We start from the raw sequence: 14,018 nt of genomic DNA on the forward strand, positions 1-14,018 counted from the left end.
GGAGATGTGTTGAACGATACCATCGTTTCTACCATTAATAGTGGATTTGCACAACCGTTGAACCAAGCATTCCCGTTCTACTACAACGACTTTGAAGGAGCTACCAACAATTGGGTAACTTATGGAACCAATAATTCATGGGAAATAGGAACCCCAAGTACGTTCTTCATCAGCGGTCCTGCAGGCGGAATGAATGCTTATGTAACATCAGCAGCGAGTAACCACAATGCGAACGAACTGTCGTACATCGAAACACCATGTTTTGACTTGTCGATCTTTAATGCAGCAGATGAGTTTGAGATCATATTTGATGCATTGTTCAGAACAGAATCAGATTCAGACCAAGTATGGATGGAGATGACAATGGACAATGGATTGACATGGTCTAAAGTAGCAGCAGCTACTTTTGCGATAAACTTCTACAACAATACTACCGATGATGTTTGGGATGGATTCTCTAACGGAGGAGCAGGAAACTATATTCCGGTATTTAATACCATTACAGGAATAGGTGGAGTGTCTCAAGTGAAGTTTAGATTTGTATTCAAATCCAACGGAAGTATAGAGAATGACGGGTTTGCATTAGATAACTTTAGAATCAACTCTCCATTATATATAGGAGTTGGAAAGAATAGCTTAGATGCTTCAAGTTTTGGATTATATCCAAACCCAACGAGAGAGCAAGTAACCATTTCATTCAACAATGTAGCAACTGGTAATTATGAGTTGACTATAGAAGACGTAAAAGGTCAGAAAGTAGTGAACGAAGTAATCGCTGTTAAAAACAGCAACTCAACTAGAGAAGTGAATACTTCACAGTTTGAGAAAGGCGTTTACTTTGTAAGATTAGTAAATGGTACTTCAACTGTTACGAAAAAGTTAGTAGTGAACTAAAAGATAGCGTTCATTCAACTATAACAATCAAAAGCCCCCAAGATTTAAATCTTGGGGGCTTTTTTAATACCATTTTACACGAATATAGATAAACAAATCTCGTATACCTTTCATATTAAAACTATTAATATTCTATAAAACAAGAATAGTGTGGCTATTTGAAAATTGAGAAACATTAAAGAATGTCTCGAAATGCTGCCTTTTAACAAATTTTAATTAAATTGGGGTTCCGTAAATTCTAACTTAAACTAATAAACTATGAAAAAAATTATGCCTTTAATAAGGGTAGTGTTCTCATTGCTATTATTTACAAACCTCAATTTAAGTGCTCAAATAATCTGGCAGGATGATTTTGAGACTTATGTTACAGACTCCATTATTGAACCCCAAAGTCCTTTATGGAATGGCTGGGGCGGAGCCGTAACAAGTGCACTTGTCTCAGGAGACTCCGCATTTAATGGTACTAATTCATTAAAAATATGGAATGGACTTCCCCCAGGAGCGGCAGTTGCTCTTTCAGATGTACTTTTAGACCTCGGAGACTCTACTTCTGGCAGGTATGAATTTAATTTCAAAGTTCTTATTCCTTCTAATCTAGGGATATCCGGAGCAGGTGGCTATTACAATATTCAACATACAATTGATGCGACTAATACAGGAGTCGAATTTGCCTTTGAAGTGTATCTAGGACCTGATGGGGAATCCTACATTTCGGTAATGGGTCAACAATATTCTATACCTGAACGATTGGATGAGTGGGTTACGATAACCCATATTTTTGATTTGGATAGAGACCGGCATGACTTCTTCTATGATGGAATTTGGATAACCACACAACCATTTTCTGCCCAATCAAACACAACTGTGCTCGGAACAAATAGATTAGCAGGAATGGACTTGTATGCAGCATGCAGTAATAGTTGCCCCGAGCTAGCCTATTTTGATGATTTTGTTTTCAAACATTTTCCTGATCAACAAAATGATGGTGGAATTATAGCCATTAACTCCCCTACTTATTGTCAAGGAGACTCTATACCACTTCTGATCGACCTGAAAAATTGGGGGTTCAATGCAATAAACTCAGCTAGTATTAATTGGTCGGTAGATGGTGTGTTACAAACCCCTATTACCTACTCAGGAGTTTTAGCACCAGATAGCATCGAAACTATCAATTTAGGAAAATTTAAATTTACTGGAACTTACCCTTATAATGTGAAGTTCTGGATCTCTGGTGTTAATGGAGTTGCTGATACAGTAGCCTTTAATGACACCAACAAAATTGAAATTGGTGGACCAGGAGTGAGTGGTAATTTCACAATAAACTCACTATTAGCACCATCCGCAACCAATTTCATTGATTTTACTTCCTTTTTTAACTTTATTAACCAATCCAACGTTTGCGGAGATGTTATCGTTGATGTCGTTCCAGGTTCGGGCCCTTATATGGAACAAGTTGCTGTTTCAGGAATTCAAGGTGCTGCAAATGCAAAGCTTATTATAAATGGAAATGGAGAATTATTGGACTTTGCAGCTACTACATCAACTGAAAGAGCAACTTTCGCAATTGAAAATTCTTCTTATATCACTCTAGATAGCTTAAACATATCTGCAAGTGGAAGTACATATGGTGTGGCTTTATATATGGATGATATTGATAACGTAACCATAAAAAATTGTACTTTTTCTGTGGACAGCACCTCCACTTCCACCAATTATTCATCGGTTAGAATTAGTGGAATTCAAACAACACAATCGTCTGCTACGAGCTTTAATAATTTAGTTTTTGAAGGCAATACAGTAATTGGAGGTTATTATGGATTTTCATTTTATGGTAACTCTACCTCACCCTCTTCTAACATTCTAATTAAGAACAATAAATTTAGAGGGTTTTATTACTACGGTAATTACCTTTACTATTCAGATAATATGATTTATGAGGGTAACGATATCAGCAGACCTAATCGATCTGTAGTTACTACTTTATATGGATTATATATGTTTGGACACACTAATCAAGTTGTGAATAGAAATAGGATCCATAATTTATTTGACGGAGCCACTACTTCATCATCCACTTGCTATGGTCTATACAATAGTAGTGATGCATCTACATCCAATTCTAATGTAGTAATGAACAACTTATTGTATGGCTTTAATCATAGAGGAAGTGTTTATGCATTGTATGATGGAGGAAGTGATAATACTTACTACTATAATAACACAGTTTCTTTAGACAATACGACTAACACAAGTGGTAGTTCATACGCAATGTATCACCCTACTGCATCTATTGGAACTGAATTCCAAAATAATATTGTGTCAGTTTCTAGAGGTGGATCAGGAACCATATATGGATTGTACTTCACACAATCTGTAGCGGTGTCCAATCATAATAACGTTTTTATCAATTCTGCCGGAACTGGAAATCACTATTATGGATATAATGGTTCTGCTAAATCTACTTTAGCCGACTGGAAAGCTTCTGGATATGGGTCGAACGATGTGGACACTGATCCATTATTTAATAATATCGCTTTAGATGATTTTCAGCCAATGAGTGTTAGTTTAAATGCAGCTGGTTTTCCTGCACCACAAGTAACTGAAGATTTTAATGGTGCACCTAGAATTGTAGCAGCTAATGATATCGGTTCTTTTAATATTCAATCTCCACCATTAGATGTTGCAGCTGCTAAAATTGATGTTGCAACTCCATTTTGTGCCAGTACTCAGCCGGTATCTGTTGTTATTTCTAATAATGGCTCAGTAAAGGTCGATAGTTTAATGATTAATTGGTCCATTGATGGTGTATTACAGACTCCTATTGCTTATAAAACTGTAATTGATACAGCAGGAGCATTGACAGGAAATAAGGATACCGTTTTATTAACGAACTATACTTTTGCATCTGGAGTAGGAGCCGACTTTGTTGCATGGTTAAGTGCACCAAACGGAGTTTCTCCTGACTCATACATTGCCAATGACACAGCTAGTAGATTTGTTGGTGGTGCGCTGGTAGGAAACTATACTGTTAACCCAAGCCTACCTGCAAGTGCTACGAACTTTATTGACCTCAACACTATGTCAACAAACCTAAGTACGTTCGGTGTTTGTGGCCCTGTAAGTATTACTGTATCTTCTGGTAACTACACCAGCAATATCTCTTTAGATAATGTAGAAGGTTCTGGAGCAAACAATCCAATTCTTATTGATGGTGTTGATTCATCTCTAACATTTGTAACTTATCCTGGAAATGGAATTGGGATTGGAGCCATTTCTATCAACAATACTGACAATGTAACTATTAAGAATTTTAGCCTTGAAGCATCTGCAAACTCTAACGCCGTTGGTGCAATCATAGCTAACTCTTCGAATATTACAGTTTCTAACTGTTACATGGAAGTTGATACAGTGAGTACATCCTCTACCTTAAATGGAATTTCTATTTCCTCTAATATTACAGGAAATTCCTCAGGTGGTTCAGGACGAAACATTCGATTTGAAAACAACACTATAAAAGGAGGTTACTATGGTTTTTATGCATATGGGTCAACTGGAGAAGCTATTCAAAACATCCAGTTAATTAACAATACCTTTAGCCGACCTTATTATTACGGTCTTTACACCTATTACTGTGATACACTCGACTTGATCGGTAATAATATCAATCTAATGGATCGTGCAAATGTAAATGCTGATGGAGCTTATATCTATTATACCTCAAATGCAAGAATTAATGGAAATAATATTTCAGCTCCTGACTATGGATTGTATTATTACATATTTACATACTATTGGCCTAAGACGATTAAGACTGAATTTATCAACAATATGATCTATTCTGACACTGATTATGGATTGTATGTTTATTATGCGGATAGTGTAGACATCTTCCACAATACAGTCGTTTCAAACAGCAGTTCTTCTTCCGCTGTGAGGCTTTACGGTACAGGAAGCAACAGCCAAGATTTTGACGTAAGAAATAATATTTTCTATTCAAATGGCGCAGATGCATTGAATACGAATGTTTCTGATCTTACAATGTTTTCTGTCTTCGACTACAATAACTTTTACACAACTGGATCAAGTTTGCTGACAATAAACGGAACGCCTTATTCAGATTTAGCTGGTTACGTATTAGCCCAGCCTGGATTTAATGCCAATAGTATTGAAGGTAATCCAATATTCGTCAATGTCAATTCTGACCTTCATTTACTGGGAACTTTAGTAAATGGACAAGGAGATAACACGGTAGGTGTTACAACAGATATTGACGGCGATCTTCGTCCGCTTTCGGGTTCTACGATAGTAGATATGGGAGCTGATGAATTTGATCCTCCATCTTGCCCTCCTCCTACTGCAGTAACTATAACAAACGCAACATTTACCACTGCAGATATAAACATTACAGGAGGTGCTACATCCACATGGACTTATGAATATGGTTCAGTAGGATTTACTCCTGGTACAGGTACTTTTGGAACAGCAGCAACAGCAATTTCAACCATTACAGGTTTAACTTCTGGTTCGGCGTATGATTTATACATCAGAGAAATCTGTACGGCTACAGATTCCTCTCCTCAAGTTGGACCATATAGCTTTGTTACTGCCTACGGAGTTCCTTATAGTGAAGACTTTGAAAACTTTACAGTTGGTGAAACCGGCCCGAACTTCTCCAATGGTTGGACAAGTACTGCAGCTTCTGGCTTTGGTTGGGAGTCGGAGTTAGGTTCCGGATTTAATACAAACTCTAGTAGTACAGGTCCACTTTGGGACAGAACTAATTTTGGAACAACTAGTGGTATCTATATGTATATGGAAACATCAGGAGGAACTACTGGTGATACAACAATTTTAGCTTCACCACCTATTTTTGTAGATCCCAATAAAACAACATTACTATTGGAATACTCTTTATTTAATTACGGAGCAAACGTAGATAGAATGGATGTTTTGATTGATACCAATGGAGTATCTAATGTAGTGGCAAGCTTTGTTGGTCAGCAACAAACTTCTCAAAGTGATGCTTGGATAGACACATCAGTGGTCCTTCAAGGTTACCAAGGAAAGTCTGTTCAAATAATGTTTAGAGGTGTTAATGTAGCATGCTGCACGGGAGATATAGCAATAGATCAGATTCGTTTATTCGATACTGTAGCAGTAGATTTAGCTATAGACTCTATCGTTTCTCCCGTATCAAACTGTGGACTATCATCTGCTTCGAATGTTACGGTAAGTATTTCTAATGTTGGATTAACAGGAATGTCAAACTTCCCTGTTTCATTCGAGTTAAATGGAGGAACAGCGGTTACAGAAACTGTAACAGCAACTATACTTCCTGGAAATAGTTTGAACTACACATTTACTACTACGGTGAATCTTCAAACAGTAGGAAGTTACGACCTAAAATCATACATAGCAGTTCCAGGTGATGGAGATTTAATGAATGATACAGTGAGTTCCATTGTTAATAGTGGATTTGCTCAACCATTAAATCAAGCATTCCCTTTCTATTACAATGATTTCGAAGGAACAGCTAATAACTGGGTTACTTATGGAACCAATAATTCATGGGAAATTGGAACTCCAAGTACATTTTACATTAGTGGTCCTGCAGGTGGCTTAAATGCTTATGTAACCTCTGCTTCTGGCAATCATAACGCCAATGAAATGTCATACATTGAAACTCCTTGTTTTGATCTTTCACTATTCACCAGTAGTGATATCTTTGACATTAGCTTTAAAGCATTGTATAAGACAGAAATGGATTCTGATCAAGTTTGGATGGAAATGTCAATGAACAACGGGGCAAGCTGGACGAAAGTAATGCCAAGTGGTAGTTCAATTAACTTCTATAATAATTCTAACGACAACGTTTGGGATAATTTTTCAAGTGGAGGAACAGGCAATTATATACCTGTACTGAATACGCTAACAGGTATTGGTGGAAACTCTCAAGTGAAGTTTAGATTTGCATTTAGATCAAATGGATCAAATGAAAACGACGGATTTGCTATGGATGAGTTTAGAATGAACTCTCCACTGTATACTGGTGTTGATGGAAATGGATTAACAGATGCTAGCTTTGGATTGTATCCAAACCCTGCAAAAGACAATGTGACCATTACTTTCAACAATGTTGAAGCAGGAAATTATGAAATGACTATTGAAGACGTTAAAGGTCAGAAAGTAGTGAATGAAGTAATTACTGTTAAAAACAGAATTTCAAACAAAGTGATTGATTTATCAAAAATCGAAAGCGGTATCTACTTCGTAAAAGTGGTGAATGGCTCTTCTATCGTCACTAAAAAATTAGTAGTGAATTAAACATGAATTCAATCCTAAATTTTATCAGCCCTCAAGATTTTTCTTGGGGGCTTTTTTTGTAATGAATTGATTTGTTTTTAATTCTAAAATTTACGTACTTTAAATTGTCTAAAATTCAATACATTACCTATGAATAAAAATCAAATCTACTCCTTTCGACACTTTATAACATTTATAGCAATCCTACTCCTTTCGTTCAATAGTACTGCTATTGATTTATCGGTGGATTCCATTCTTTCTCCTGTTTCAGATTGCGGGATCTCTACCCTATCTTTTGTTGAAGTAAAAATTCACAACCACGATTCGGTTGCGGTTTCTAATATTCCGATTTCTTACCGTTTAAATGGTGGAGCTACCGTAACAGAAATAATTACATCAAGTATTTTAGGAGGAAGTAGTTTTAATTATACCTTCACCTCGACTGTAAATATGCAAACCCATAGAGTTTATGAAGTTCAAATATATACTGCGTTGATTAGTGACACGAATTCGTTGAACGATACTTTAAGTAAAACAGTTGTAAATGGGTATATACATCCTCTGAATTTTACAAACCCTTTCTATTTCTATGACTTCGATAGGCCTCCGATTGAATGGGTGACATATGGAACCAATAATTCTTGGGAAATGGAAACACCTAGTACCAGCTATATCAGTAATGCAGCAACAGGATCTACTGCATTTGTTACCAATGCAACTGGAAACTATAATGCCAATGAATTATCGTACATTGAAACACCTTGTTTTGATTTATCATTTTTCGATCAAACTGATTATTTTGACCTTATTTTTGAATGCTTGTATAGATTGGAACCAGATTCAGACTATGTTTGGATAGAACAATCAGTAGATGGAGGAAATGCTTGGACAAAAATACTCCCTAAAACCCTATCTATCAATGTATACAATGACACCTCATTAAAAGCATGGACAGGAATATCTAATGCAGGAGCTGGAAATTTCATACCTACGATGCATATAGCAGATAACATTGGTGGCCGCTCAAAAGTAAAGTTTCGATTTGTATTTAAATCTAATGGAACAGTTCAAGATGATGGATTTGCAATTGACAATTTTAGAATTAATCCCCCATATTGGATCACAAACATAGAAACCAACAACTTTAAGCATGTCGATTTTAACCTTCACCCCAACCCTTCCAATCAAAATATTACCATTTCATTTAATTCGATTGAAAAAGAAAGGCACACATTAATTATTGAAAATATTAAAGGTCAACAAGTGTTGAAAGAATCAATACCCATTCAAAATGGCCTTGCCTCAAAAGTGATCGATGTATCTCAATTTAAAAGCGGCATCTACTTCGTAAAAGTAGTGAATGGCTCTTCTATCGTCACTAAAAAATTAGTGGTGAACTAAACATTAATTCAATCCTAATTTTTATCAGCCCTCAAGGTTTTTCTTGGGGGCTTTTATTTTTACAAAGAATTGATTTGTTTTTAATTCTAAAAATTACGTTCTTTAAATTGTCTAAACTTCAATACATTACCTATGAATAAAAATCAAATCTACTCCTTTCGACACTTTATTACATCTATAGCAATCCTACTCCTTTCGTTCAATAGTACTGCTATTGATTTATCGGTGGATTCCATTCTTTCTCCTGTTTCAGATTGCGGAATTACTACCTTATCATTTGTTGAAGTGAAAATTCACAACCATGATTCGGTTGCGGTTTCTAATATTCCGATTTCTTACCGACTAAACGGAGGAGCACTAGTAACAGAGACAATCACTTCATCCATTTTAGGAGGAAGCAGTTTTAATTATACCTTCACCTCGACTGTAAATTTGCAAACCACCGGAGTGTATGAAATTCAAGTATATACTGCGTTGACTAGTGACACGAATTCGTTGAACGATACTTTAAGTAAAACTATTAGGTCTAGCTCAATTTACCAATTGAATCAAACTACTCCTTTTTACTTCAACGACTTTGAAGATTCAATAAATTCTTGGTTAACCTATGGAATTAATAATTCTTGGGGAAGGGGTACACCAAGTACGTTATACATTAGTGGTCCTGCAGGGGGCTTTAAAGCATACGTGACTAATGCAACTGGAAACTATAATGCCAATGAATTATCATACATTGAAACTCCGTGTTTTGATCTTTCTTTATTCGTTCAAACTGATGGATTTGAAATGTATTTTGAATTATTGTATAATATGGAGTCCGATACGGACATGGTATGGATGGAACAGTCAATCGATGGGGGAAACTCTTGGACAAGGGTACTACCCTCAAGTGCTTCTTTCAATTTCTACTCAAATATATGGACAGGTTCTTCAAGTAGTGGCTCGGGCAACTATATTCCTGTCTTTAACTTTTTTACAGGGATAGGAGGATTTTCTCAAGTGAAATTTCGATATGCATTCAAGTCGAATGGTACCATTCAAAATGATGGATTTGCAGTTGATAATTTTAGATTTCAAATTCAAGCAATGTCAACAGTAGTTGGAAATAATAATTTAAAGGCTAAAAACTTTAAACTTCACCCCAACCCTTCCAATCAAAATATAACCATTTCATTAAATGCAAATGAAAATAAAAACCACACATTAATTATTGAAAATATTAAAGGTCAACAAGTGTTGAATGAATCAATATCCATTCAAAATGGCCTTGCCTCAAAAGTGATTGATGTCTCTACTTTTGAAAGCGGAGTATACTTCGTAAAAGTGGTGAATGGCTCTTCTATAGTCACAAAAAAATTAGTGGTGAATTAAACATTAATTCAATCCTAAATTTTATCAGCCCTCAAGATTATTCTTGGGGGCTTTTTAATTCGGTGAACTCAAATACAAAACTGATTGTTTAATTATATTTGAACTTCAAAGGATAAAATACAGCTATGGCGAAGAAGATAGATTTAGAGAAAAGTAAAAATGATGACAGCATGCGTTTGTTGATCTCTCAGATGAACAGAAAATTGGAAGAAATCTACAAAGGCGGTGGAGAAAAACGAATTGCGAAACAACATGCAGAAGGGAAACTAACTGCAAGAGAACGTATCGATTTTTTACTAGATAAAAACTCAAAAAGTATTGAAATTGGAGCATTTGTAGCCAATGATATGTATGAAGAGTACGGTGGATGCCCCTCAGCGGGAGTTGTAATAAAAATGGGTTATGTATCAGGTAAACAATGTTTAGTGGTAGCTAATGATGCCACAGTAAAAGCAGGTGCTTGGTTTCCTATTGCTGCTAAGAAAAACTTGAGAGCTCAAGAGATAGCTATGGAAAACCGCATCCCAATCATATATTTAGTAGATAGTGCGGGTGTATTCTTACCCCTTCAAGACGAAGTTTTCCCTGATAAAGAACACTTTGGACGGATATTTAGAAACAATGCGAAAATGTCGGCAATGGGAATTACCCAAATTGCGGCGGTAATGGGAAGTTGTGTTGCTGGTGGAGCTTATCTACCTATTATGAGCGACGAATCATTAATCGTAGACAAAACAGGAACTATTTTTTTAGCAGGAAGCTATTTGGTGAAAGCCGCAATCGGTGAAAACATCGACAATGAAACACTTGGTGGCGCCACTACTCAAAGTGAAATATCAGGAGTTATTGATCATAAATGTGAAAACGATGAAGCTTGTTTAACATCTATCCGAAACATCATGGATAAGATTGGCGATTTTGACAAAGCGGGATTTAACCGTAAAAAAGCAGTTTTACCCAAATCACCTTTGAAAGATATTTACAGCCAAATTCCTGAAGACCGTTCTAAACAATACAATGTAAAGGATGTAATTGCCAACTTGGTGGATGATAACACCTTCGAGGAATTTAAAGAATTGTATGGTCAAACATTAGTTTGTGGATATGCTCGGATAGATGGCTGGGCAATAGGCATTGTGGCTAATCAACGGACGTTGGTAAAAACTAAAAAGGGAGAAATGCAATTTGGTGGTGTTATCTATTCTGATTCCGCCGACAAGGCAGCTCGTTTCATCATGAATTGCAATCAAAAGAAGATTCCATTGGTATTCCTGCAAGATGTTACCGGATTTATGGTCGGGTCTAAATCTGAGCATGCAGGTATCATAAAAGATGGGGCTAAAATGGTGAATGCTATGGCCAACTCTGTGGTTCCTAAATTCACTATTTTAATGGGCAATTCTTATGGAGCAGGAAACTATGCTATGTGTGGAAAAGCTTACGATCCTCGATTAATTGTTGCGTGGCCAACGGCTAGATTGGCAGTTATGGGCGGCGCTCAAGCAGCAAAAGTACTATTGCAGATAAAAGTAGCTTCGTTAAAATCAAAGGGAGAGGTTATCACCGATGAAGCCAAAGAAAAGTTATTAGAAGAAATTGAATCCAATTACGACGATCAGACTTCTCCCTATTACGCTGCATCTCGTTTATGGGTAGATGCCATCATTGACCCTAAAGATACCAGAGATTGGATCTCAATGGGTATAGAAGCAGCAAATCATGCTCCTATTGAAAAGCCATTTAATGTTGGAGTAATGCAGACTTAGAAAACAAAAGTTTATACCACCAAAAAGGGAGTCTAAAATTTAGACTCCCTTTTTGGTGATTATGATAGACACTCTATCGAATATCCAGTGTTAATTTAAACCGCAACACTCTGCCATTACCAGCATCTGCTACATATAATATCTTATTGTTGTAGGCAACTGAAGTTGGTTCTTTAAACTGATTCAACTCGACTCCTGTTCCACCAAATGAAGTTTTAACAAATTTGGTTTCTCCCGATGCGGGTGGTGGCGTTACACCTTCGAATCCATTTCCTGAAAACTGATAAATGGAGTCTTTTTCTCGATCCGCTACAAAAATGTAATTGGTCCCATCACCAGTAATTGTAACACCATAAGGCTGCTCAAACTTATAAGGTGTAAATAGAAAACCATCAGCTTCTGATGCATCTCCAGGAGGAGCAACAACTGAATTATACTGACTTCCAAAATCTGACTCTGAATACTCTATGACTTGGAGTTTCAAAACTGTTTCATCATTCAAAGAGGTAACAATAAAATTTTGACTAGACGATGCGTTAATCTGTGGTGGTTTTACAAAAGATGAAATCGCATAAGGTTTCTTAAAATAGAATCTATCATTTGCACCACTAACGTTTACAGCAATTGGTGTAATAAAATTATCATTGGCATCAAACTGCAATACAGCATCATCAGGAGTTCTAGCAGATGAAGCGGTGTTGTTTGGACCCGTTCTCGTAACATAATACTTATTATCCGACAATGTACCAATTCCATTAAATTTAACTAAATCATCATTTGATAATAAAGTAGTTCGATCATAAAAAGGATGAATAACTTCATTTGTAATTTTTGCATACTTTATGCCATAGCCTAATGGAGATGAAAGATCCAATCTATATATACATGTCAGTTTTCTTAAAGTTCCACTAATCATAGTATCTTTTCTTCCGATTGCTAAAATATCCAATCGCCTATCTTGCGCTATAGAAATTACTCCTGGAACTGATTTTCTGCCCAATTCTCGCCCTGATTCGTCCATTGCAACAATCTCTTCAGTGGCATTATCTACCACATAAATTAACTCATCAAAGCCTGCCAAAACAAAAGTTGGGCGAACGAAGTTATCCAATACAGGCTGCACTGGCACATATGCCACCTCTCTATAGTTTTGTGTTGGAACTTCGATAAAATCCAAATTGGTTTTATCCCCAAAATATTTTTCACATGAAGTGAATAGCAAAATTGAGGTCAATCCTAAAAATTGAAATACTTTAATACTCTTCATTATCGCTCCTCCATTTTATTAAATGCCATTGAAAGTCCTATCATATGTTGAAATCCATAATATTCTGTAGGATTAGCTGCATAATCTATATGGATGGGAAACCCTGCTACGTTGGCTCTCACTCCCAGACCAAATGTTGGTAATCCTTGCCCTTCTATATTCAATTTTATACCAGTCCTAACAAACAATAACTTCATGTATTCGAATTCCAAACCGGCTCTATAGTTCTCCGCATTGTCATTGGGGTGATTTAATTGTACAGAGGTAGTTAAAGAATACCTCTCCTTTTTAAGTGGTACCATGGAAGCTCCTAATTTAAATACAGTGGGTACTGTATAATCTTGCAACTCCAATGAGTTCAAATCACGGTTAAAGTTTACTTGCACTTCATCTCCACTCAAAGCCGAATTCCCTCCAAAATTTTGCACCATTACCGCAAACTTTAAGTCCTTATAATCGGTATAGTATAGGAATGAAACATCAACTGCTACTGTAGAGTTTCTATATTCTGCAATCTGTTCGTAGATGTATTTGAAACTTACACCCGCCGAAAACATATCAGACAACTTTTTTGAGTAACTAAAGCCTGCTGCTAAATTTGTTACGTAAAACTGCTCCCCGGTTCCTTCTGGCTGAAATTCAGTCCGAACATCCATCTTACCTGAGTTCAGTATATTTAAAGTCAACCCAAATGCTGACTCATTTTTTCTGGGAAGTATGGCAGAAACAAAAGACTGTTGAACGCCAGCTCCCAGACTTAAGCTTGAGGTGGCCAATGTAAACCCTTTGGCATCTGTAGCTGAAGCGGGATTGGTATATAATGAATAGGCATCACCACTTAATGCCACACTCGTTCCTGATAAACCTGCTGATCGAGGACTCATGTCGTTTTTTAAAAACGATAAAGATGACAAGCCGGCCCTTTGCCCTCCAAAGTTGGGTAGCAACTGCGCCGAGGTATCACTAGAAAAAATGAATCCCAAAAATAATAATGATATATATAATGTTTTTTTCAT

7 protein-coding genes are annotated in these 14,018 nt (G+C 36.4%); 5 read left to right on the forward strand and 2 right to left on the reverse strand.

Annotation, left to right across the window (positions count from 1 at the left end):
* The 5 genes from GQN54_RS06560 to GQN54_RS06580 form a co-directional block, all read left to right on the forward strand.
* Positions 1-894, forward strand: an 894-nt coding sequence (locus GQN54_RS06560; RefSeq protein WP_160632736.1) for a T9SS type A sorting domain-containing protein, incomplete at its 5' end; no start/stop codon positions are given.
* Positions 895-1,152: 258 nt separating this feature from the next.
* Positions 1,153-7,218 (forward strand): T9SS type A sorting domain-containing protein, encoded by a 6,066-nt coding sequence (locus tag GQN54_RS06565; protein WP_160632737.1) that lies wholly within the window; start codon positions 1,153-1,155, stop codon positions 7,216-7,218.
* Positions 7,219-7,347: 129 nt separating this feature from the next.
* Entirely contained in the window at positions 7,348-8,598 is a 1,251-nt protein-coding gene (locus GQN54_RS06570; RefSeq protein ID WP_160632738.1) for a T9SS type A sorting domain-containing protein, read from the forward strand.
* Positions 8,599-8,730: 132 nt separating this feature from the next.
* The gene (locus GQN54_RS06575) at positions 8,731-9,969 is read left to right on the forward strand and encodes a T9SS type A sorting domain-containing protein (protein WP_160632739.1); all 1,239 of its coding nucleotides are present in this window, start codon (positions 8,731-8,733) and stop codon (positions 9,967-9,969) included.
* A 137-nt stretch (positions 9,970-10,106) separates the two neighbouring features.
* Positions 10,107-11,735, forward strand: a complete 1,629-nt coding sequence (locus tag GQN54_RS06580; protein WP_160633137.1) for an acyl-CoA carboxylase subunit beta — start codon at positions 10,107-10,109, stop codon at positions 11,733-11,735.
* Between the two features lie 73 nt (positions 11,736-11,808).
* On the opposite strand, the gene GQN54_RS06585 is transcribed toward GQN54_RS06580, so the two are convergent.
* The gene (locus GQN54_RS06585; RefSeq protein WP_160632740.1) at positions 11,809-13,002 is read right to left on the reverse strand and encodes an NHL repeat-containing protein; all 1,194 of its coding nucleotides are present in this window, start codon (positions 13,000-13,002) and stop codon (positions 11,809-11,811) included.
* Positions 13,002-14,018, reverse strand: coding sequence for a PorV/PorQ family protein (locus tag GQN54_RS06590; RefSeq protein ID WP_160632741.1), 1,017 nt, complete (start codon positions 14,016-14,018; stop codon positions 13,002-13,004). Before GQN54_RS06590 ends, GQN54_RS06585 begins: the two co-directional genes overlap by 1 nt.

The organism is Acidiluteibacter ferrifornacis (genome assembly GCF_009909615.1).
Lineage (GTDB): Bacteria > Bacteroidota > Bacteroidia > Flavobacteriales_E > Vicingaceae > Acidiluteibacter > Acidiluteibacter ferrifornacis.

What these genes read in the sequence shown, in the direction of transcription:
- GQN54_RS06565 (WP_160632737.1), top strand. Translation starts at nt 1,153, where the DNA reads ATGAAAAAAATTATGCCTTTAATAAGGGTAGTGTTCTCATTGCTATTA.
- GQN54_RS06585 (WP_160632740.1), bottom strand. Translation starts at nt 13,002, where the DNA reads ATGAAGAGTATTAAAGTATTTCAATTTTTAGGATTGACCTCAATTTTG.
- GQN54_RS06590 (WP_160632741.1), bottom strand. Translation starts at nt 14,018, where the DNA reads ATGAAAAAAACATTATATATATCATTATTATTTTTGGGATTCATTTTT.
- GQN54_RS06575 (WP_160632739.1), top strand. Translation starts at nt 8,731, where the DNA reads ATGAATAAAAATCAAATCTACTCCTTTCGACACTTTATTACATCTATA.
- GQN54_RS06570 (WP_160632738.1), top strand. Translation starts at nt 7,348, where the DNA reads ATGAATAAAAATCAAATCTACTCCTTTCGACACTTTATAACATTTATA.